Below are 20,960 nucleotides of genomic sequence, written 5' to 3'. Positions count from 1 at the left end.
ATCAAGCGAATTGTGCTTACATCTTGTAATACTTGCGGGGCCGAATACTTCCGTCATGACAGCCATTGAATCTGCTTTTCTGAATCTGGCTTACCCTCCGCGGCTCGACCTGGGGCCGCAGCTGACTCACGAACAACTTCTCGCTTCCATGCAATCGACCATGGCACGCCACAAGGGTGGGCCGGTGTGGTTGTTCGCGTATGGTTCGTTGATCTGGCGGCCGGAATGTTCGGCGGTGGAGCGGGTGCGCGGGCGGGTGCATGGCTACCATCGCGGTTTGTACCTGTGGTCCCACGAACATCGCGGCACACCGGAAATGCCGGGGCTGGTGTTCGGTCTGGATCGCGGCGGCTCGTGCAGCGGCTTCGCCTATCGGTTGCCGGAAGACAACCTCGACAGTGCGCTGTATGCGCTGTGGAAACGCGAGATGCCGTTCCCGTCCTATCGGCCACACTGGCTCAACTGCCGTCTTGAAGATGGCAGCCAGGTACAGGCGTTGGGATTTGTCTTGGAACGACACCTGCCCAGCTATGCCGGCAATCTGCCGGATCATGTGCTGAGCCAGGTGTTCGAAAGCGCTTGCGGGCGTTACGGCACGACTCGCGATTATGTCGAGCAGACCGCTCACGCCCTGCGCAGCCACGCCATGCCAGACCGGAATCTGGAGGCGCGGCTCAAACGCTGTAAGTCAAAAACCGATCAGGCGACTGCTTCGCGGCTCTGACTGGCGACTTGCTTGTGCCACAGGGTCGGCGCCAGGAAGGCCATCGACAGCAGGCAAGCGCCCACCAGCAGCACGAAACCGCCATCCCAACCGAAGTGGTCCACGGTGTAGCCCATCGCTGCACTGGCCGCGACCGAACCACCCAGATAACCGAACAGGCCGGTGAAGCCCGCCGCAGTACCGGCGGCTTTCTTCGGCGCCAGCTCCAGCGCCTGCAGACCGATCAGCATCACCGGGCCGTAGATCAGGAAGCCGATCGAGAACAGCGCGATCATGTCGACGGTCGGGTTGCCGGCCGGGTTCAGCCAGTAAACCAGGGTCGCCACGGTCACCAGGGCCATGAACACCATGCCGGTCAGGCCACGGTTGCCACGGAAGATCTTGTCCGACATCCAGCCGCACAGCAGCGTGCCCGGAATACCCGCCCACTCATAGAAGAAGTACGCCCACGAAGTCTTGTCGACGTCGAAGTGCTTGGCTTCCTTGAGGTAGGTCGGCGCCCAGTCCAGTACGCCGTAGCGCAACAGGTAGACGAAGACGTTGGCCAGGGCGATGTACCAGAGCATTTTGTTGCGCAGCACGTATTTGACGAAGATTTCCTTGGCGCTGAATTCGTCTTCGTGGCTGGCGTCGTAGCCTTCCGGGTAATCGTTCTTGTACTTCTCGATCGGCGGCAGGCCGACCGATTGCGGGGTGTCACGCATGGTGATGAAGGCAAACGCCGCCACCGCCAGGGCTACCGCCGCCGGCACATAGAACGCCGAATGCCAGTCGTTGAACAGGCCCATGCCGATCAGGAACAGCGGGCCGATCAGACCGCCACCGACGTTGTGCGCCACGTTCCACACGGACACCACGCCACCGCGTTCCTTCTGCGACCACCAGTGCACCATGGTCCGTCCGCTCGGCGGCCAGCCCATGCCCTGGGCCCAGCCGTTGATGAACAGCAGGATGAACATCATGGTCACGCTGGACGTTGCCCAAGGCGCGAAACCGAAAATGAACATCACCCCCGCCGAAACCAGCAGGCCGAATGGCAGGAAGTAGCGCGGGTTGGAGCGGTCGGAGACCAGGCCCATCAGGAACTTGGAAAGACCGTAGGCGATTGCGATGGCCGACATCGCCAGACCCAGCTCGCCACGGGTATAACCCTCGTCGATCAGGTACGGCATGGCCAGGGAGAAGTTTTTGCGCAGCAGGTAGTAACCCGCGTAGCCAAAGAAGATACCGGCGAAGATCTGCCAACGCAGGCGTCGGTAAGTACTGTCTATTTTTTCTTCAGGCAATGGAGCCTGATGTGCGGCAGGTCGAAAGAAAGCAAACATTCAAGAGCTCCAAATTTCTTGTTTTGACTGCGGATGCGAATGTTACAGTTTCGTTACCGAAAATAGCACCGGTTCGCATCGGCAAAACAGCGGAAAATGTTGGAAGTCGCACGTTCTTTTACGAACCTGTCGCTCTGCTGTAAGAACAGGGCGTTTTCACCACTTGTGAACATGGGGTGGCTTAGACTCGCGATCCGTCGACCGACTGATCAACAGAGATGAATGATGGCTTTGAAGGTTCGCATGCTGATGCGCCGATTATTGGCAGCGACGGTCATTGTCGTTGCGGTGCTGACATTGATTTACGCCGATCACCCTGCCCAGTCCGGTTTGCGCAATGCCACGGTGCTGATCATTCGCCATGCGGAAAAGCCGACTGAGGGGACAGTACTCAATGCCCGTGGCGAGCAACGGGCTCAAGCCTATGTGGACTATTTCAATCCGTTGAAGCTGGATGGCCAGACACTGACTCCGGAGCGACTGATTGCCGCTGGCGACAGCCCGGTGAGTTCCCGCTCACGCCTGACGTTGACCCCGCTGGCCGAACGCCTGGGCCTGTCTGTCGAACAGCCTTACATCAATAACGATGCCCACGAACTGGTCAAGCTGCTGCGCAAGAGCAATCAGGCGCCGACGATCCTGATCGCCTGGCATCACGGCCATATCAACCACCTGATTCAAGCATTCGGCGGTGACAGCACGGCCCTGATGGGCCAGAAAAAATGGCCGGACGAAGTCTACGACTGGTTGATCGTCCTGCGCTTCGATGAAGAGGGCCACCTCATCAAGGCCCGCAGCCGGAAGGTTCAGGAACATCTGTTGCCGGGCGATGCCGGGGACGACAGTCAGAGAGAGTAGTCCGTCAGAAAAGTTACCTGCGACTGTTTACGCAGCGCTTTCGCCCGATTTCCCGTCGCAGCTTAGGCAATGTCCTGCATCCAAAGCAGAAGTTGCGCCATTCAGTTGAACGCCATTGCTCCGTAGTCTTTGTGCTGTTGCCGATTCGGCATTTCAGCTTGAAGGGGTGGGTCATGCGGTGGTTTTTTGCTCTGTTTCTATTGGCGTTTCTTGGTGCTGTAGAAGCAGCAGAGGTGGTGTTGATCCCCGACAATAATCCGGGCCCGGTTTATCCTCGCGAACTTGCCAAGGCGGGGGTTATGGGTGAGGTTCGTGTCCGCTTCACCGCCAATGCAGATGGCTCGGTGAGTGACATCGGCATTCTGGAAAGTGAACATCCTGACTTTTCCGAAGCGGTCACTGATGCCCTGCGGCAATGGCGATTCAGGCCATGGACCGTAGAGGCGGGCAAACCCGCAGAACGGGAAGTCATCGCCCCCATGGTTTTTCGACTGGATATTGATTCACCGATTCACGCAAACCAATGGCTGCGCAGAGTGCGATGTGTCGATCTCCACCAATACGCTATTCGCCGTCCGGTTTCTTCTTGGGTTCACTTGCCAGTCTTCCATTACACGCGGGCGTATTTATCCAGCGTGGTTTATACAGCTCAGCTTTCGGACGAGCGTCGACTGGGCTTGATTGCCAAACTCAATGAGCGTGTCCGCTACATTATTGATCGCTGCGGAAAAAGCCCGAATAGTCGGTATGTGAATTTGTTGCCGGAGGATATTCGCGAATTGCTTTAGTAAAAAGCCAGGCAGTGTCGCTGTAGGTGTGACACTGTCTGGCTGATGAATTATTCAGCTTTGAACCCAGGCTTGCCGTTTGCTTGGCGCCATTCTTTGATTTCGTCCAATGCACCTTTTGGACTATCTTCTCGGCCATTTATTGGGCGAGTTAGAACCATGCGCTGACGAGGGTGTTCAGTTATCTTCTCAAAGTGGCGCATGCGCTCAGATGAGTAAGCGCTATACGCATCACCTGACAGCCCAGTTGTATTTTTATAAAAACCTTCTAAGAAAGCTAGAAATTCAGCTTCCGTATAATCTTCCAGCTTGTCTTTAAGGATCATTGTTGTATACCACTTTTGTGCAGTTCTATATGTGCTTTTGGGGTCAAGACAGTCAAGTTGTCCACATCATACACCGCGCCTTCATCAGCAATTCTTTGCTTATGGTGTATTTCATATTTTTCTCTGCCACCGACATTGTCATTTAGGTCGGTATAAGGTGCTGCGCCATTTCACATCTCTTCAAGATCAACATTGCCAAACTGCCCGCTCAGCGAGCTATCAGATGCAATCGCCCTCCAAAATTTTTCCCTGAATCTGTCAAAATTCCTGAAGTCCTGACCACGTAGCTGATCCGCAATCTGTGCAGGGACAGGGGAGCCACTTGATTGTGTTGCGCCACCCAGCCAATTTTCGCCGACCTCTTGCCCCTTGCCTGTAGCCGTCCCTGGCTCATACCGAGGGCCACCGCGAGTGGCCATCATGTAGATGGATTCGATTCCCGACTCGATGGGAAACGTCAGGATATAGTCATCAGGGTCGTCTATTTCACAGGCAGGGTGCTCGTCTAGCCGGCCTTCAATCTGGGTAACGCGGGCTCCGGGATAAATTCTGGTTCCAGAATCGGTTGCGGGCAATTCAGTGGTTGAGGGGATGTCGTCTCCAGGAGGCGTCTTGGGCGTCCAGGTCAACGTGATCGGGAACAAACCCTCGGTCGTGAAGGTGTAGAGATTGTCCGAGCGATTAAACTTTGCTTGCCTGACTCTGACCGTTTGACCTGGATCAGCTGAACGTAAATAGAGCTGCGTGTGCTCTCCCTTAACCGACGATACCGCGCGGGTAGGGAGCCAGTTGGCCTCGGCCAGTCCAGGAAGTGCTACACGCTCATCGTTGTGGGCGAGTTGTGATAAAGGGATCGTAAGAATCAACGGGCTGCGCTGCAGTTCGCCGTTGCCGAGTGTCGGCGTATAAAAAACTGAAGCTAGAAACGTACTGACTGGCCCAGCGGAAATTGCCCCGCGTAGGGCGCTGAGAGTGTCGAGCGCCTTGTCTAACGTAAGAGGCGAGCCTTCGAACCCCGCGATTAGTCCGTCAGAGCTGACTACCAGGGGGTAGGCAGATGTAACAGTGCCGTCAACAGCGGGCGGTTTTATCTTTGTACTATTCTTTATCTGGTGTGTTAGCTCGCTAATTTCTTTTTGTGTGTCCTTAATTGTTTTCCAGCGTCTTTTCCGTCTTTGAAAATTGTAGAAGTCTTTGAATGCGCGCTCGGCTTTTGATGCTTCGACATGTGCGGCATACAGCTTTTGATGTGTTTCCTTTAATCGTTGAAGTTTTTCACTTGAGGTCTCTGGCTTATTTACCGTCAGCTGTTTAAGCACAGCATCGAACCGGTCTGCAACTTCAGAAGCGGCCCTGTGTGCTCTCTGTTCTTCAATCTGCTTCTCCGCTTCGCGTCGCCTGGCTTGTTCCTGTGCCGCTTGTTCGGCAGCAGCACGCACCGCCTCTGCTCGCGCTGCTTGTTCGGCAGCAGCACGCACCGCCTCTGCTCGTGCTGCTTGTTCAGCAGCCGCTCGTGCCGCCGTGGCCTGTTGAACTGCCGCTTGGTGTGCCGCATGTTGACGAGCCTGCGCAGCTGCGAACGCGCTATCTAGCTGGTGAGCTCTGTGTGTGAGGATACGAATCGACTCTGCATACACTCTGACGGAATAGCCCGCGATATACGATTTCTTCCACTGTCTGTGCACCTCTCCGGGCGCCCTCTCGTTTCCTATTAGGTTGCTGTTGAACGTGTTTATATATTCTTGCAGGGATTTATTGTGGGGGTCGCTCCCATAGAAGCTGTTAGCTTCGACGACACTACGTTGCAGGTTTTCGTTTTTTTGCTGAATCATCCGAATTACGATGTTTTTCTCATGTTGAATAGTAGCAATATCAGAGGGTGGGTTAGTGTCAGCGCTCGTTGCTCCGTTATTTATCAATTCTGAATTGATAGTTGCTGGTGTTATGGAAAGTTTTTGATGGTGTTCGCTGTCTAGGTTGGTACGGACTTTCAGTGCCTGCTGCGCGGTTGCGGCATTTACTCGATAACCGGGTCTCGCTCCGCCGTATCCACCGCCGTCGGCAACTGAAGTTGGGGTTTTGTATGGGTTAACTTCAGTGGTATCTAAAAGTACTTGCTGGCCGGGTCGCCAGTTTTCATCGCTCATACAGTTACTCCTTGTGTCTGTATGAGATAAAACTACTGTGATCTGCTGAAATTCCTGCGGTATATAGTTACCACTTCTTAATTGATTTTATTGGTTGTTGGAATTTAAAAAGTAGTTGAGGAGGCCGGGTTTATTGTGCTAATGCCCCCGGCTTTGTTCATGAAAGTCTTTCAGCGCACCTGCACCACAACCTTGCCCACAGCCTTGCGCTGCCCGAGATCATTGATCGCCTGCGCCGCCTCGCTCAGCGGATACACCTGCGACACCAGCGGTTTCAACTTGCCCTCGGCAAACCAGCCGAACAGTTGCTGGAAGTTCGCTGCGTTGTCCTGTGGCTGGCGTTGGGCGAAGGAGCCCCAGAACACGCCGAGCACGGCCGCGCCCTTGAGTAACGCAAGGTTGACCGGCAGTTCGGGGATGCGTCCGCTGGCGAAGCCGACCACCAGCAGGCGGCCATTCCAGGCGATGGCGCGGATGGCCTGGTCGAACAGGTCGCCGCCGACCGGGTCGTAGATCACGTCGGCGCCCTGGCCGTCGGTCAGGCGCTTGATTTCGTCCTTGAGGCTGGTTTCGCTGTAGTTGATCAGTTCGTCGGCACCGGCGGCCTTGGCCACGGCAAGCTTCTCGGCGCTGCTGGCGGCCGCGATCACCCGGGCGCCCATGGCTTTGCCGATCTCCACGGCGGCCAGGCCAACGCCGCCGGAGGCGCCGAGTACCAGCAGGGTTTCGCCCGGTTGCAGGTTGCCGCGTTGCTTGAGCGCGTGCATCGAAGTGCCGTAGGTCATGCTGAACGCGGCGGCGGTGTTGAAGTCCATCGACGGCGGAATCGGCAACACGTTATAGCCCGGCACGGCGACCTGCTCGGCGAAGCTGCCCCAGCCGGTCAGGGCCATGACCCGGTCACCGACCTTCAAATGACTGACTTTCTCACCTACCGAGCTGACCACGCCGGAGGCTTCACCACCCGGGGAAAACGGGAAGGGCGGCTTGAACTGGTACTTGCCCTCGATGATCAGCGTGTCCGGGAAGTTGACCCCGGCGGCGTGCACGTCCAGCAGGATTTCATTCTTCTTGGCGACAGGACTGGCGACGTCTTCCAGCACCAGCGATTCGGCAGGGCCGAAGGCTTTGCACAGCACGGCTTTCATCAGGGCTATTCCTTTGGGAGTGATGGCCGATAAGTGTAGGTGTGGCAGTCAACGGGTCAACGAGCATGCCCGGCCCTGATAGTCCGCCATAAGCTTGTGCTTGCGCGGCGGGTCGTTATGCTAGGCCGCAAACCGGATAAGGAGCGAATTGTGAAAGCGTGGATCATGTTGTTGCTGGCCCTGTCTCTGCCTGTGGCAGCGCTGGCCGAAGAAGCCAAAGAAGGCGAGGCGCCGAAGGTCAACTACATCACCCTGAGCCCGCCGTTCGTGGGCAACTACGGGCTGGACGGCACGCCGAAGCTCAAGGTCTACAAGGCCGACGTGGCGTTGCGGGTGACCGGTGACGAGGCGACCAAACTGGTCAAGGCCAACGAGCCGCTGATCCGCAATCAGTTGGTGGCGCTGTTCACCCAGCAGACCACCGATGCGATGGGCAGCATCGAAGGCAAGGAAAAACTGCGTCAGGAAGCCTTGAAGCAGACCCAGCAAGTGATGAATGACGAGACCGGCAAGCCGGTGGTCGAGGATCTGTTGTTCAACAACCTGATCATTCAGTAAGACTGGAATGTGCATGAGCCGGTTTGCCGGCTCCTGCACAGGCGCATTAGCGCAACGCAATAACCGCCGCCCACTGCTCGGCCGTCACCGGCATCACCGACAGCCGCGAACCCTTCTGCACCAGTGGCATTTCGGCCAGGGCGGTCTGCTGTTTCAGGTAATCCAGCTTCAATACCCGGGCAAACGTCTCGACATGGGCGACATCGATCGCACTCCAGGCGTTTTTCTCTGGCGTGGCTTTCGGATCGTAGTAGTGGCTCTCGGGCTCGAGTGCCGTCGGGTCGGGGTAGGCCGCCTCGATAATCTTTCCGATTCCGGCAATGCCCGGCTCCGGGCAGCTGGAGTGATAGAAAAAGAACTCATCCCCCACCGCCATGGCCCGCAGGAAATTGCGCGCCTGATAGTTGCGCACCCCGTCCCAGCGCGCTTTGCCGAGTTTTTCCAGACCCTTGATCGAAAGTTCGTCGGGCTCGGATTTCATCAGCCAATAGGCCATGGTGTGTGCTCCTGAAACGGTCATTGGGCAGGTTGTCGGGCAATTTTATGACAAACCGACAGTCGGTTGACGCCAGCATTTGCGCAGAGGTTCACGTTGTCGCAAAATGCCGGCCTTTAAAGCTTGACGCTGCTGCACGGCCTACGAATGGAAACCGCTGCTGTCATCGTGATGATGTGCCTTGAGGGGGGCAATCGATGAAACGCAAACCGGATTTGCTGTGGACTTTGGTGATTTTGTTTGGTCTTGGCGTCGTGACCACCGGTTATGCGCAAAGTCTGTGGGCCAACAAGGCCGATGCTCCGATTGAAGTGGCGCAACAAGTACAGCAGTCGACAGCGTTCAAACGCTGACACCGTCCTTCCGACGCCGCTGAATCCCTCGCGGCGTCTACCCTGCGAAATACCACGCCTTGTCGGTCACCGTTCCCTGCAACGGTACATCCCAGCTGGCCTGCGCCAGTCGTTCGACTTTCTGACATTCATGGGCCAGGCCCAACAGCGTCGGCTTGCGCCAGTTCTGGCGTCGGGCCAGATACGCCAGGCTGCGGTCGTAGAATCCGCCGCCCATTCCCAGGCGTCCGCCGACATCGTCAAACCCCACCAGTGGCAACAACACCAGATCCAGTGCCCAGATCTTGCGCTGACGGGCGACATTGACCCGGGGCTCAAGAATACGGAAACGGTTGGGCCGCAGCTTTTCGCCGGGCCGAATCTGCTGAAAGACCATTTTGGTTCGTGGCCAGGCGCTCAGCACCGGCAAGTAGGTTTTCTTGCCTCGTCGCTGGGCGGCGCGCAGCAGCAGGCGCGGGTCGATTTCACCGTCGGTGGGCAGGTACAGGGAAATGTGTCTGGCCCGGCGAAATTGCGGGTCCTGCGCGAGCTGCTTGTACAGGCCTTCGGCGGCCTGGCGTTGCTGACTTGGCGTCAGGGAGCGGCGGGCCTTGCGCAGCAGGCGGCGCAGTTGGGGGCGGGGCAGCAACGCGGGTTCGGTCATGGTTCGGCTTCGGCAGGATGAGGACGAAAACGTACGCATAAAAAATCCGATGCCGGCATGCACCGGCATCGGATTCGAATCAGGCTCCCCGGATGAGCCGCTGTCGACTTAGCCCTTGAACCCGAGAGTTCAAGGTGGAGGATGCAGTAGGCTTTAAGGCTTTCCGTCTGGCGGACATGCACACCAGCCCAACGTGCAACCCCCAGGGTAGTGCAAATCGGCTCAGGGACATCGTCAACTGGCAAGCACCCCAGGGAGTGCGGCGAGTATACCTCAAGCCGCCTGGCGAATCAGCCCTTGCTGATGTCCGGATCGTCGGCCAGCGCCAGATCGACACGATCGAGCAAGTCTCGCACCTGTTCACGGGTCGAGCCGCTGGCCTGGATGTCCGGGCGCTCTTCTTTGTGCAAGAGATCGTGGGTGATGTTCAGCGCGGCCATCACGGCGATGCGGTCGGCGCCGATGACTTTACCGCTGCTGCGGATCTCGCGCATCTTGCCGTCCAGGTAACGCGCGGCACTGACCAGATTGCTGCGTTCTTCCTGCGGACAGATGATCGAATATTCTTTGTCGAGGATCTGCACGGTAACGCTATTGCTTGAACTCATGAGTCTTGCTCCAGGGCCTTGAGGCGCGAAATCATCGATTCGACCTTACGCCGGGCGATTTCGTTTTTTTCAATGAGGTGAGCGCGTTCCTCGCGCCAGGTCTTTTCCTGAGCTTGTAAGAGTGCGTTTTGACTCTTTAGTTGCTCAACCCGAGTAATCAGCAGTTCGAGTCTGGCCATCAGCGCTTGCAGGTCGGTGTCTTCCATTGTGTCCACTGATTCGGTCTGATGGGTTTGGCTGGCGGACAGCCTTTAATGGTCTTGGCGAGTCTGTCGATGTAGGATACAAGGCCTTCATTCTAGACATAGCGCCGTCTGGCGCCTAGCTGCCCATGCCCATTCAGAATTCCCCGTACCAAGGCTTTGCCACCCTGCTGAATTCCAGCGGTCACTCCGTTTCGCCTGCCGAACTGCACGGCCTGTTGCTGGGCCGCAGTTGCGCCGGCGCCGGCTTCAATGCAGACGAATGGCTGATCGATGCCGCCGAGCTGCTCGAAGGCGAGCCGCAGGACAACGTTCGTGCCGCGCTGATCGGTCTGCAGGAAATGGTCAAGAGCGAGCTCACCGGCGACGACGTCACCGTGGTTCTGCTGCTGCCGAACGATGACGCGCCACTGGCCGAGCGCGCTGCCGCGCTGGGTGAATGGTGCCAGGGCTTCCTCACCGGTTTCGGCCTGAACTGCCGCGACAGCAGCATGCTGAGCACCGAGGCCACCGAAGTGTTGCAGGATCTGGCGGCGATCTCCCAGGTGCAAGACGCCCTGGAAGAGTCCGAAGACGGCGAAAGCGACTACATGGAAGTCATGGAGTACCTGCGTGTAGCGCCGCTGCTGCTGTTCTCCGAAACCAAGAAAACCGACGTGCCGCCAGCCGCCAAGCCGTCGCTGCACTGATCGCGTGCCAGGGAAAGCCATCTGCCCATGATCCATATCCCGAAAGCGGAATACAGCCGTCGCCGCAAGGCGCTGATGGCGCAGATGGAACCCAACAGCATCGCCATCCTGCCCGCCGCTGCGGTTGCCATTCGCAACCGTGACGTCGAGCACGTCTACCGTCAGGACAGCGACTTCCAGTACCTGAGCGGTTTCCCCGAGCCACAGGCGGTCATCGTCTTGATGCCTGGTCGCGAACATGGCGAATACGTGCTGTTCTGCCGTGAACGCAATGCCGAACGGGAACTCTGGGATGGCCTGCGCGCCGGCCAGGAAGGCGCGATTCGCGATTTTGGCGCCGACGACGCCTTCCCCATCACTGACATCGACGACATCCTGCCGGGCCTGATCGAGGGCCGCGACCGGGTGTATTCGGCCATGGGCAGCAACCCGGAATTCGACCGCCACCTGATGGACTGGATCAACGTGATCCGCTCCAAGGCGCACCTCGGTGCCCAGCCGCCGAACGAATTCGTTGCCCTGGATCACCTGCTGCACGACATGCGCCTGTATAAATCGGCGGCAGAAGTGAAGGTGATGCGCGAAGCGGCGCGGATTTCCGCCCAGGCCCACATCCGGGCGATGCAGGCCAGCCGCGCCGGGCTGTACGAGTACAGCCTCGAAGCCGAACTCGATTACGAGTTCCGCAAGGGCGGGGCGAAGATGCCGGCCTATGGTTCGATCGTCGCCGCCGGGCGCAACAGTTGCATCCTGCATTACCAGCAGAATGACGCGTTGCTCAAGGACGGTGATCTGGTGCTGATCGACGCCGGTTGCGAAATCGACTGCTACGCCAGCGACATCACCCGCACCTGGCCGGTCAACGGCAAGTTCTCGGCCGAGCAGAAAGCGATCTACGAATTGGTGTTGGCCTCGCAGGAAGCGGCGTTCGCCGAAATCGCTCCGAACAAGCACTGGAACCAGGCACACGAAGCGACGGTTCGGGTGATCACCGCCGGGCTGGTGAAGCTGGGGTTGTTGCAGGGCGAAGTGGACGAGTTGATCGCGTCCGAAGCCTACAAGGCGTTTTACATGCACCGCGCCGGCCACTGGCTTGGGATGGATGTGCATGACGTCGGCGAATACAAGGTCGGCGGCGAATGGCGGGTGCTGGAAGTCGGCATGGCGCTGACCGTGGAGCCGGGCATCTACATCGCCCCGGACAATCAGAACGTAGCGAAGAAATGGCGCGGCATTGGCGTGCGCATCGAGGACGACGTGGTAGTGACCAAGAGCGGTTGTGAAATTTTGACCCACGGCGTGCCGAAAACCGTCGCCGAGATCGAAGCCCTGATGGCGCAAGCACGGATCTGCGCGGCATGAGTCGGGTCAATCTGGCAATCATCGGTGGTGGTCTGGTCGGCGCCAGTCTGGCGCTGGCCTTGCAGGCCGGGGCCAAGGCCCGTGGCTGGAAGATCGTGCTGATCGAACCGTTCGCCCCCGGCGACACCTGGCAGCCAAGTTACGACGCCCGTTCATCGGCGCTGTCTTTCGGCTCGCGGCAGATCTATCAACGGCTGGGCGTGTGGCAGGAAATCTCCCGCCGCGCCGAGCCGATCAAGCAGATTCACGTGTCCGACCGTGGTCGTTTCTCCACCGCCCGACTGTCGGCGATGGAAGAGGGCGTCCCGGCGCTCGGTTACGTGGTGGAAAACGCCTGGCTCGGCCAGTGCCTGTGGCAGCACCTCGATAAAGAGGTGATCAGCTGGCGTTGTCCGGCAGAAGTCACCCGCATGGAACCGTTGCCCGACGGCTATCGCCTGACCCTCAACGATGAAACCACGGTCGAGTGCGATCTGGCGGTGCTCGCCGATGGCGGTCGTTCCGGTCTGCGCGAGCAACTGGGCATCAACGTGCGCAAACGCCCGTACAACCAGAGCGCGCTGATCGCCAACATCACCCCGAGTGAAGCGCACAACGGCATGGCCTTCGAGCGCTTCACCGACGAAGGCCCGATGGCGCTGCTGCCGCTGCCGGAGAACCGCTGCGCGCTGGTCTGGACCCGTCTGGGCATGGACGCGCAACGTCTGGCGGACCTGAGCGAGCGGGATTTCCTCAGCGAGCTGCAAGGCGTGTTCGGCTACCGCCTCGGCACCCTGAAACAGGTCGGCGCGCGGCATCTGTATCCGCTGTCGCTGGTGGAAGCCGAAGAGCAGGTGCGTTCGCATCTGGCCGTGCTCGGCAACGCCGCCCACAGCCTGCACCCGATTGCCGGGCAGGGTTTCAACCTGTCCCTGCGCGATGCCGATGCGTTGGCCGCCGCACTGCTGGCCAGCGACAAACCGCTGGGGGATTTCGCCACGTTGCAGGCCTATCGCGAGCGCCAGCGCCTCGATCAGGACCTCACCGTCGGTTTCTCCGATCAGGTCACGCGCCTGTTCGGCAGCACCCAGCCACTGGTGTCGCTGGGCCGCAACATCGGCCTGCTCGGCCTCGATCTGCTGCCGCCGGCCAAGCGCTGGTTCGCCCGTCAGGCCATGGGGCTGGGGACGCGGCCGGATGCGTGAGTGGCTGATCAAACAGTTTGGCAAGGCGCAGCTGATGCGCTGGATCATGACGTTCTACCCGCCGTACTTCGGCGCCGGCGTCCGGGTGAAGCACATCAGCGATGACTTTCGCGACATCCAGGTCTCGATGGGCCTGGGCTGGTACAACCGCAATTACGTCGGCACCCAGTTCGGCGGCAGTCTGTATTCGATGGTCGATCCGTTCTTCATGTTGATGCTCATGGAAAACCTCGGCTCGCGGTACATCGTCTGGGACAAGGCTGCCGATATTGATTTCATTGCGCCGGGCAAAGGCCCGGTGTTCGCCCGGTTCAACATCGACGACACCCTGCTCGACGAGATCCGTCGGCAGACCGCCAGTGGCGAGAAATACCTGCCGCAGCTGCAGGTCGACATTCATGACGGCGCCGGCAACCTGGTGGCGCGGGTCGGTAAAACCCTTTACGTGCGGCTCAAGCCGCAAGCGAGACAGGCTTAAAGCATGGAAATGCGCGCAGATCTGCTGATTGTCGGAGCCGGAATGGTCGGCAGCGCCCTGGCGCTGGCGTTGCAGAACAGCGGGCTGGAAGTCCTGCTGCTCGACGGCAGCCCGCTGAGCGTCAAACCCTTCAATGGCGATGCGCCGTTCGAGCCGCGAGTCAGCGCGTTGTCGGCCGCCAGCCAGCGGATCCTCGATCGCCTCGGCGTGTGGGACGGCATCGTCAACCGACGCAGCAGCCCGTACACCGACATGCATGTCTGGGACGGCAGCGGCACCGGGCAGATTCATTTCTCGGCCAGCAGCGTGCACGCCGATGTGCTCGGCCACATTGTCGAAAACCGCGTGGTGCAGGATGCCTTGCTCGACCGTTTGCACGATTGCGACCTGGGCTTGCTGCCCAATGCGCGGCTGGAGCAGATGCGCCGCTCCGGTGACGATTGGCTGCTGACCCTGGCCGATGGCCGCACCTTGCGTGCGCCGCTGGTGATCGCGGCGGACGGGGCCAACTCCGCCGTGCGCCGTCTGACCGGTGTCGCCACTCGCGAGTGGGATTATCTGCACCACGCCATCGTCACCAGCGTGCGCAGCAGCAAACCGCACCGCATGACCGCGTGGCAGCGCTTCACCGATCACGGGCCGCTGGCGTTTCTGCCGCTGGAGCGTGATGGTCAGCAGGATTGGTGCTCGATCGTCTGGTCGACCACGCCGAGCGAAGCCGAACGGTTGATGGCGCTGGATGAAGCAGATTTCTGCCGTGAGCTGGAACGCGCCTTCGAAGGTTGCCTCGGCGACGTCATCAGCGCCGATCCGCGTCTGTGCGTGCCGCTGCGCCAGCGTCACGCCAAGCGCTACGTGGCCGAAGGCCTGGCGTTGATCGGCGATGCCGCGCACACCATCCACCCACTGGCGGGGCAGGGTGTGAACCTCGGTTTCCTCGACGCCGCTGTGCTGGCCGAAGTGCTGCTGCAAGCGAACGAACGCGGCGAACGCCTGGCGGACGTGAAAGTGCTGAGCCGCTACGAGCGCCGGCGCATGCCGCATAACCTGGCGCTGATGGCCGCGATGGAAGGCTTCGAGCGCTTGTTCCAGGCTGATCCGCTGCCGTTGCGCTGGTTGCGCAACACCGGGCTGAAAATCGTCGAGCAGATGCCCGAGGCCAAAGCACTGTTTGTGCGTGAAGCGTTGGGGCTGACCGGGGACTTGCCGGCCCTCGCCAAGGCCTGACGAATGTCGTGCAACATCTGGTAACTCCTTGGGAAAGTGATCGATTGAGCTGGTAAATGTGAGTCCTTATCATTTGGGCCACTTTTCCCGACCGAGAGATCACTCCCATGTTGGCACCCCAGCGTCTTCTGACCGCACTGGCCCTGACCCTGATTGGCAGCACCGCCGCCCAGGCCGCCGATGAGGTGGTGGTCTACTCGTCGCGTATCGATGAACTGATCAAGCCGGTGTTCGATGCCTACACCGCCAAGACCGGGGTGAAGATCAAGTTCATCACCGACAAGGAAGCGCCGCTGATGCAGCGGATCAAGGCCGAAGGCGAGAACGCCACCGCCGACCTGCTGCTGACCGTCGATGCCGGCAACCTCTGGCAGGCCGAGCAGATGGGCATTCTCCAGCCGTTCACCTCGAAAACCATCGACGCCAACATTCCCCTGCAATACCGCTCGTCCACCCACGCCTGGACAGGTCTGAGCCTGCGTGCGCGGACCATCGCCTATTCCACCGCACGGGTAAAACCGGGCGAGCTGACCACCTACGAAGCGCTGGCCGACAAGAACTGGGAAGGTCGCCTGTGCCTGCGCACGGCGAAGAAGGTCTACAACCAGTCGCTGACCGCCACCATGATCGAAGTCCACGGCGCCGAGAAAACCGAGAAGATCCTCAAGGGCTGGGTCAACAACCTGTCCACCGACGTGTTCTCCGACGACGTTGCGGTGCTGGAAGCGATCAACGCCGGCCAGTGCGACGTCGGCATCGTCAACACCTACTACTACGGTCGCCTGCACAAGCAGAAACCAGATCTGCCGGTGAAACTGTTCTGGCCGAACCAGGCGGATCGCGGTGTGCACGTCAACCTGTCGGGCATCGGCCTGACCAAACATGCACCACACCCGGAAGCGGCCAAGGCTCTGGTCGAGTGGATGACCACGCCTGAGGCGCAGAAGATCTTTGCCGACGTGAACCAGGAGTTCCCGGCGAATCCGGTGGTGAAGCCCTCGGAAGAAGTGGCGGCGTGGGGTCAGTTTGTGGCCGATACGTTGCCGGTTGAGGTAGCGGGCAAGCGTCAGGCTGAAGCGATCCGGATGATGGATCGGGCGGGTTGGAACTGACGTTGCGAGTCGAATCGCCGCAAGCGTGACGCGTAGCGTCACAGGATGTGTGCCCACGCAGAGAGTGGGCACATTCATTTAACGAGAGTCTTTCCTTGGCCCACCCCGCCCAACGTCGCTGGTACCCCATCGTCTTCGCCATCGCCGCGTTGGTGCTGCTCCCCCTCAGCGTCCTCCTGCTGTCGTGGCAGACCATCGACCAGCAGATCTGGTCGCACCTGTGGGAAACCCAGATGCCACGCCTGTTGGGCAACACCCTGACGCTGGTGCTCGGTGTCGGCATCGGCGTGACCCTGCTGGGCGTAAGCCTTGCGTGGCTCACCAGCCTCTGTGAATTCCCCGGTCGGCGCTGGCTCGACTGGGCGTTGATGCTCCCGTTCGCAATCCCGGCTTACGTGCTGGCGTTCGTGTTCGTCGGCTTGCTGGACTTCGCAGGCCCCGTGCAAACCCTGCTGCGAGAATGGTTCGGCACCGGCCTGCGCCTGCCGCGAGTGCGCTCCACCGGCGGGGTGATTCTGGTGTTGGTGCTGGTGTTCTATCCCTATGTTTACTTGCTGGCGCGCACCGCGTTCCTAGCGCAGGGCAAGGGATTGATGGAAGCCGCGCGAGTGCTCGGCCAGTCGCCGTGGCAGGCGTTCTGGCGGGTGGCATTGCCGATGGCGAGGCCGGCCATCGGCGCTGGCGTGGCGCTGGCACTGATGGAAACTCTGGCGGATTTCGGCGCGGTCTCGGTGTTCAACTTCGACACCTTCACCACTGCGATCTACAAGACCTGGTATGGCTTCTTCAGCCTGTCGAGTGCCGCGCAACTGGCCAGCCTGTTGTTGCTGGTGGTGATGCTGGTGTTGTACGGCGAACGTCGCGCGAGGGGCGCCAATCGGGCGAGCAACGAGCGGCCACGGGTCAAGGCGTTGTATCACCTGCGCGGGCCCAAGGCCTGGGCGGCGACCGGATGGTGCGGTCTGGTGTTCGCCTGTGCGTTTGTCATCCCGGTGCTGCAACTGCTGGTGTGGTTCTGGCAGCGCGGGCGTTTCGATCTGGATGAGCGTTACGCCGGGCTGATTCTGCACACCCTGTATCTGGGTGGCATGGCGGCGTTGATCACGGTCAGCGTGGCGATGTTGCTGGCGTTCGCCCGACGTCTGGCACCGACCCGGGCGATCCGTTCCGGCGTCAGTCTGGCCAATCTCGGCTACGCGTTGCCGGGCTCGGTGCTGGCGGTGTCGATCATGCTGGCGTTCAGTTATCTGGATCGTGAGCTGGTGATTCCACTCTCCGGCTGGCTCGGCGGTACAGGCAAACCGTTGCTGCTGGGCAGTCTGGCGGCGTTGTTGATGGCTTATCTGGTGCGGTTCGTGGCGGTGGCCTACGGGCCGTTGGAAAACAGCTTGGCGCGTATACGGCCCTCTTTGCCTGAAGCGGCACGTAGCCTGGGTGTCAGTGGGCCGCGACTGTTTTTCAAAGTGTATCTGCCGCTGTTGCTACCCGGCACACTCAGCGCTGCACTGCTGGTGTTCGTCGATGTACTCAAGGAAATGCCCGCGACCCTGCTGATGCGCCCGTTTGGCTGGGACACGCTGGCCGTGCGGATCTTCGAAATGACCAGCGAAGGCGAATGGGCGAGGGCGTCGTTGCCGGCGCTGACCCTGGTTCTGGTCGGCCTGTTGCCGGTCGTCTGCCTGATCCGGCGCTCGGCCCACAGAAACACTTAGTCGTCAGTCCTGAATCATGCGGCTACAATGCGCGGCATTCGGTGCGGTCCGTCTGACAGACCCTGTCGCTGAAATCGGCTGAAAGCCTTCTTCTACAGGGCTTTCAAACCGTGCAGCAGCGCTCCGCACCTTCGCCACGCCCGGAAGGAGAAACCCATGGGACAGCGTACGCCTCTGTATGACCTGCATCTCGCCCTCGGCGCGAAGATGGTCGATTTTGGCGGTTGGGACATGCCACTGCATTACGGCTCGCAGGTCGAGGAGCACCACGAGGTGCGTCGCGATTGCGGGGTGTTCGATGTATCCCACATGACCGTGATCGATGTCGCCGGCCACCAGGCCAAGGCCTGGCTCCAGCATTTGCTGGCCAATGACGTCGAACGCCTGCACAGCCCCGGCCGTGCGTTGTACAGCACCATGCTCAACGAGCGCGGCGGTATCGTCGACGACATGATCGTCTACCGCCTCGAGGACGGTTACCGACTGGTGGTCAACGCCTCGACCCGCGATCAGGACCTGGCGTGGATGCAGGCTCATCTCACCGGCTACGACGTGCAACTGCACGAGCGTACGGATCTGGCGATGCTCGCCATTCAAGGCCCCCATGCCCGGCACAAGATTGCCGAGCTGGTGACCCAGTCCCGCGCCAATCTGATCCAGATGCTCAAGCCTTTCGAAGGTCACGTCGACGGTGACTGGTTCATTGCACGGACCGGCTACACCGGTGAGGACGGTCTGGAAATCGCCCTGCCGGCCGATCAGGCCCCCGGATTTTTCAACGATCTGGTGGGCGCCGGCATTTCCCCCATCGGCCTCGGTGCCCGCGACACCTTGCGGGTGGAAGCCGGGATGAACCTCTACGGCCAAGACATCCATCAAGACGTTTCGCCACTGGCTTCGAACATGGCCTGGAGCATCGCCTGGGAACCGGCCACGCGTCGGTTCATCGGTCGCGATGCGCTGGAAGCGGAAAAAACCGCCGGCGTGCAGCACAAACTGGTGGGTCTGGTGCTCGAGGAACGCGGGGTTTTGCGTGCGCATCAGGTGGTTCGTATCGCTGATGTTGGCGAAGGAGAGATCACCAGTGGTAGTTTCTCTCCTACGCTTAGCAAGTCGATTGCCCTGGCGCGTGTACCGATGGCGACTGCCGACCGCGCCGAAGTGGAAATCCGTGGCAAGTGGTATCCGGTACGAGTGGTCAAACCGACCTTCGTCCGTCACGGCAAAACCTTGATCTAACCTTTTCCGGCGGGCACGACCGCTGACAATTTCTTGAGGACACCGAGCATGAGCAACATCCCAGCCGAACTGCGTTTTGCCGAAAGTCATGAATGGGCGCGCCTGGAAGCCGATGGCACCGTCACCGTGGGCATCAGCGATCACGCCCAGGAAGCGTTGGGTGATGTGGTGTTCGTTGAACTGGCCGAAGTCGGCAAGGTGTTTGCTGCCGGTGATGCTGCCGGTGTTGTCGAATCGGTGAAGGCCGCTTCCGACATCTACTCCCCGGTCGGCGGTGAAGTGATCGCCGTCAACGAAGACCTGGCCAGCGCGCCGGAAGAACTGAACAACGATCCGTACGCCGCGTGGATCTTCAAGCTCAAGCCAAGCGACAAGGCCGAGCTGGACAAGCTGCTCGACGCTGCCGGCTACAAGGCTGCCATCGGCGAATAAGCTTCACGCAACACCGCAAAGCCCCGATCCGTCGGGGCTTTTTTGTGGCCGCAGCTTTCAATCGCGCGGCTCAGGCGTTGCCCAGTACCGCTTTGACCGCCGCCACCGAGCGCTCGACATCTGCCTTGTTCATGGTGGTGAACATCGGCAACGACACAATCAGCCGCCCGACGCGCTCGGCCACCGGCAACATCCCTTCCTTGAAACCGCGCTCGCGGTACAGGCTCAGCAGGTGGATCGGCGGGTAGTGATAGCCGATGCCGACGCCCAGCGCCTGCATCTGCTCCATGAACGTGGCCCGCGCCGGCAAGCCGTCCTTGCGCTCCGGCAACACCAGCTGGAACAGGTGCCAGTTGCTGTTGGTGAAGTCGGCTGGCGGCAGTTGCGCGCCGTACGTGGCTTCGAAGTCGTCGCCAAAGCATTTGAAGTAGTGGCGAGCCAGTTCCTGACGATGGGCGGTCAGCGTTTCGATGTGGGCGAACTGCCCGAGGCCGATGACGGCCGCCACATCGGTCATGTTGAACTTGCCACCCAGCACATCGACATCCAGACCGTCGAACCCGGTGCGGGTGACGCCTTGCAGGCGATATTTCTCCGCCAGACGCACTTCTTCCGGCGTATTCAGCACCAGGCATCCGCCTTCGGAGCAGGTCACGTTCTTGTTGGCCTGGAAGCTGAACGACACGAAATCACCGGTGGCACCGATGCGCTGGCCGTTCCAGCTCGAACCGAGTGCCTGCGCGGCGTCTTCGACGATGCGCAGGTTGTGTTTTTTGGCGATGGCGTACAGGCGCTCCATATCCGCCGGCAACCCGGCGAGATAGACCGGGATGATCGCCTTGGTGCGCGGGGTGATGGCCGCTTCCAGTCGATCCAGGTCGATGTTGCGGGTGACCGGGTCGATGTCGGCGAACACCGGTGTGGCCCCCACCTCAAGAATCACGTTGGCCGTGGCCACCCAGGAAATCGGCGTGGTGATCACTTCGTCCCCCGGGCCGATGCCGGCGATGCGCAGGGCGATTTCCATGGTGCAGGTGCCGGAGTTGAACGTGCGTACCGGGCGCCCGCCGAAATATTCCGACAGTTGCGCCTCGAAGGCCTGGACCTTCGGCCCGCTGGTGATCCAGCCGGAACGCAGGACATCGCCGACGGCGGCAATGGTGGCTTCATCGATGACAGGTTTGGAAAACGGCAGAAACGGCAGTTGGCTCATGAGGATTCGATCATCCGAGGGTTGGGCGCGTGTTACAGGTGCCACAGCATGCCCCGTCAGGCCACCCGCCGCCAAGCCGTCCGCGACGGTATCGACTGCTATGCTGGTTTGACCGTGTTGCATTGACGCCGAGCC

The 20,960-nt window shown here is 60.1% G+C and carries 22 protein-coding genes, 1 other RNA gene and 1 pseudogene; 14 read left to right on the top strand and 10 right to left on the bottom strand.

The window, feature by feature from the left end; translation table 11 throughout:
- Positions 1 to 55 precede the first annotated feature (55 nt).
- Positions 56 to 724, top strand: coding sequence for a gamma-glutamylcyclotransferase (locus tag AC1RMX_RS01735; RefSeq protein WP_096817401.1), 669 nt, complete (start codon positions 56 to 58; stop codon positions 722 to 724).
- Here AC1RMX_RS01735 and glpT read toward each other — a convergent pair.
- Positions 700 to 2,049 carry a glycerol-3-phosphate transporter gene (gene glpT / locus AC1RMX_RS01730; protein WP_096817403.1) on the bottom strand — a complete coding sequence of 450 codons (1,350 nt, stop codon included), beginning with the start codon at positions 2,047 to 2,049 and terminating at the stop codon, positions 700 to 702. The genes AC1RMX_RS01735 and glpT overlap by 25 nt on opposite strands.
- Before the next feature lie 225 nt (positions 2,050 to 2,274).
- On the opposite strand from glpT, the gene AC1RMX_RS01725 reads away from it, so the two are divergent.
- Both AC1RMX_RS01725 and AC1RMX_RS01720 read left to right on the top strand, forming a co-directional pair.
- Positions 2,275 to 2,907 (top strand): flagellar basal body-associated protein FliL, encoded by a 633-nt coding sequence (locus tag AC1RMX_RS01725; RefSeq protein WP_096817404.1) that lies wholly within the window; start codon positions 2,275 to 2,277, stop codon positions 2,905 to 2,907.
- A 173-nt stretch (positions 2,908 to 3,080) separates the two neighbouring features.
- Positions 3,081 to 3,695: an energy transducer TonB gene (locus tag AC1RMX_RS01720; RefSeq protein ID WP_493070200.1), complete on the top strand. Its 615-nt coding sequence runs from the start codon at positions 3,081 to 3,083 to the stop codon at positions 3,693 to 3,695.
- A 50-nt stretch (positions 3,696 to 3,745) separates the two neighbouring features.
- On the opposite strand, the gene AC1RMX_RS01715 is transcribed toward AC1RMX_RS01720, so the two are convergent.
- The 3 genes and pseudogenes from AC1RMX_RS01715 to AC1RMX_RS01705 all read right to left on the bottom strand — a co-directional run bounded on the left by AC1RMX_RS01715 (position 3,746) and on the right by AC1RMX_RS01705 (position 7,316).
- Positions 3,746 to 4,021, bottom strand: coding sequence for a bacteriocin immunity protein (locus AC1RMX_RS01715; RefSeq protein ID WP_096817408.1), 276 nt, complete (start codon positions 4,019 to 4,021; stop codon positions 3,746 to 3,748).
- Positions 4,018 to 5,853: pseudogene (locus tag AC1RMX_RS01710) on the bottom strand (S-type pyocin domain-containing protein). Before AC1RMX_RS01710 ends, AC1RMX_RS01715 begins: the two are co-directional and overlap by 4 nt.
- Before the next feature lie 485 nt (positions 5,854 to 6,338).
- The gene (locus AC1RMX_RS01705) at positions 6,339 to 7,316 is read right to left on the bottom strand and encodes an NADPH:quinone oxidoreductase family protein (RefSeq protein ID WP_096817411.1); all 978 of its coding nucleotides are present in this window, start codon (positions 7,314 to 7,316) and stop codon (positions 6,339 to 6,341) included.
- A gap of 150 nt (positions 7,317 to 7,466) precedes the next feature.
- On the opposite strand from AC1RMX_RS01705, the gene AC1RMX_RS01700 reads away from it, so the two are divergent.
- On the top strand, positions 7,467 to 7,874 hold the full coding sequence (locus AC1RMX_RS01700; protein ID WP_065259922.1) for a flagellar basal body-associated protein FliL: 408 nt from the start codon (positions 7,467 to 7,469) through the stop codon (positions 7,872 to 7,874).
- Positions 7,875 to 7,920: 46 nt separating this feature from the next.
- Here AC1RMX_RS01700 and AC1RMX_RS01695 read toward each other — a convergent pair whose 3' ends face one another.
- The gene (locus tag AC1RMX_RS01695) at positions 7,921 to 8,370 is read right to left on the bottom strand and encodes an EVE domain-containing protein (RefSeq protein ID WP_096817412.1); all 450 of its coding nucleotides are present in this window, start codon (positions 8,368 to 8,370) and stop codon (positions 7,921 to 7,923) included.
- 197 nt (positions 8,371 to 8,567) lie between these two features.
- Between AC1RMX_RS01695 and AC1RMX_RS01690 the strand changes: the two genes are divergently transcribed.
- Positions 8,568 to 8,723 carry a hypothetical protein gene (locus tag AC1RMX_RS01690; RefSeq protein WP_007911192.1) on the top strand — a complete coding sequence of 52 codons (156 nt, stop codon included), beginning with the start codon at positions 8,568 to 8,570 and terminating at the stop codon, positions 8,721 to 8,723.
- 37 nt (positions 8,724 to 8,760) lie between these two features.
- Here the strand turns inward: AC1RMX_RS01690 and AC1RMX_RS01685 are convergent, their stop codons facing one another.
- The 4 genes from AC1RMX_RS01685 to AC1RMX_RS01670 form a co-directional block, all read right to left on the bottom strand.
- Entirely contained in the window at positions 8,761 to 9,366 is a 606-nt protein-coding gene (locus AC1RMX_RS01685) for a 5-formyltetrahydrofolate cyclo-ligase (RefSeq protein WP_096817414.1), read from the bottom strand.
- 81 nt (positions 9,367 to 9,447) lie between these two features.
- Positions 9,448 to 9,626: non-coding RNA, 6S RNA (ssrS, locus tag AC1RMX_RS01680), on the bottom strand.
- Positions 9,627 to 9,656: 30 nt separating this feature from the next.
- Positions 9,657 to 9,974, bottom strand: coding sequence for a cell division protein ZapA (locus AC1RMX_RS01675; protein ID WP_096817416.1), 318 nt, complete (start codon positions 9,972 to 9,974; stop codon positions 9,657 to 9,659).
- Positions 9,971 to 10,180: a TIGR02449 family protein gene (locus tag AC1RMX_RS01670; protein WP_096817418.1), complete on the bottom strand. Its 210-nt coding sequence runs from the start codon at positions 10,178 to 10,180 to the stop codon at positions 9,971 to 9,973. Before AC1RMX_RS01670 ends, AC1RMX_RS01675 begins: the two co-directional genes overlap by 4 nt.
- Positions 10,181 to 10,305: 125 nt before the next feature.
- Here AC1RMX_RS01670 and AC1RMX_RS01665 point away from each other — a divergent pair, with 125 nt between their 5' ends.
- The 9 genes from AC1RMX_RS01665 (at position 10,306) to gcvH (ending at position 19,612) form a co-directional block, all read left to right on the top strand.
- Positions 10,306 to 10,866, top strand: a complete 561-nt coding sequence (locus AC1RMX_RS01665; RefSeq protein ID WP_192559256.1) for a YecA/YgfB family protein — start codon at positions 10,306 to 10,308, stop codon at positions 10,864 to 10,866.
- Positions 10,867 to 10,893: 27 nt separating this feature from the next.
- Positions 10,894 to 12,228: a Xaa-Pro aminopeptidase gene (gene pepP / locus AC1RMX_RS01660; RefSeq protein WP_493070197.1), complete on the top strand. Its 1,335-nt coding sequence runs from the start codon at positions 10,894 to 10,896 to the stop codon at positions 12,226 to 12,228.
- The gene (gene ubiH / locus AC1RMX_RS01655; protein WP_007951808.1) at positions 12,225 to 13,412 is read left to right on the top strand and encodes a 2-octaprenyl-6-methoxyphenyl hydroxylase; all 1,188 of its coding nucleotides are present in this window, start codon (positions 12,225 to 12,227) and stop codon (positions 13,410 to 13,412) included. The genes pepP and ubiH overlap by 4 nt, the downstream gene beginning before the upstream one ends.
- The gene (locus AC1RMX_RS01650) at positions 13,405 to 13,890 is read left to right on the top strand and encodes a DUF4442 domain-containing protein (RefSeq protein ID WP_102619639.1); all 486 of its coding nucleotides are present in this window, start codon (positions 13,405 to 13,407) and stop codon (positions 13,888 to 13,890) included. Before ubiH ends, AC1RMX_RS01650 begins: the two co-directional genes overlap by 8 nt.
- A 9-nt stretch (positions 13,891 to 13,899) precedes the next feature.
- Positions 13,900 to 15,117, top strand: a complete 1,218-nt coding sequence (locus AC1RMX_RS01645; RefSeq protein ID WP_176504800.1) for a 2-octaprenyl-3-methyl-6-methoxy-1,4-benzoquinol hydroxylase — start codon at positions 13,900 to 13,902, stop codon at positions 15,115 to 15,117.
- A gap of 107 nt (positions 15,118 to 15,224) precedes the next feature.
- Positions 15,225 to 16,229, top strand: a complete 1,005-nt coding sequence (locus tag AC1RMX_RS01640) for an extracellular solute-binding protein (protein WP_493070195.1) — start codon at positions 15,225 to 15,227, stop codon at positions 16,227 to 16,229.
- A gap of 95 nt (positions 16,230 to 16,324) precedes the next feature.
- Entirely contained in the window at positions 16,325 to 17,941 is a 1,617-nt protein-coding gene (locus AC1RMX_RS01635; RefSeq protein ID WP_493070193.1) for an ABC transporter permease, read from the top strand.
- A gap of 156 nt (positions 17,942 to 18,097) precedes the next feature.
- On the top strand, positions 18,098 to 19,180 hold the full coding sequence (gene gcvT / locus AC1RMX_RS01630) for a glycine cleavage system aminomethyltransferase GcvT (protein WP_096817431.1): 1,083 nt from the start codon (positions 18,098 to 18,100) through the stop codon (positions 19,178 to 19,180).
- Positions 19,181 to 19,228: 48 nt separating this feature from the next.
- Positions 19,229 to 19,612 (top strand): glycine cleavage system protein GcvH, encoded by a 384-nt coding sequence (gcvH, locus tag AC1RMX_RS01625; protein ID WP_007951795.1) that lies wholly within the window; start codon positions 19,229 to 19,231, stop codon positions 19,610 to 19,612.
- 70 nt (positions 19,613 to 19,682) lie between these two features.
- Here the strand turns inward: gcvH and AC1RMX_RS01620 are convergent, their stop codons facing one another.
- Positions 19,683 to 20,825 carry a DegT/DnrJ/EryC1/StrS family aminotransferase gene (locus tag AC1RMX_RS01620; RefSeq protein ID WP_493070191.1) on the bottom strand — a complete coding sequence of 381 codons (1,143 nt, stop codon included), beginning with the start codon at positions 20,823 to 20,825 and terminating at the stop codon, positions 19,683 to 19,685.
- Positions 20,826 to 20,960: the final 135 nt, after the last annotated feature.

This window comes from Pseudomonas sp. GW822-FHT03F04, assembly GCF_058801405.1.
Note: the sequence above shows the minus strand (reverse complement) of the source record. Positions and strands in the feature narration are given on the sequence as shown.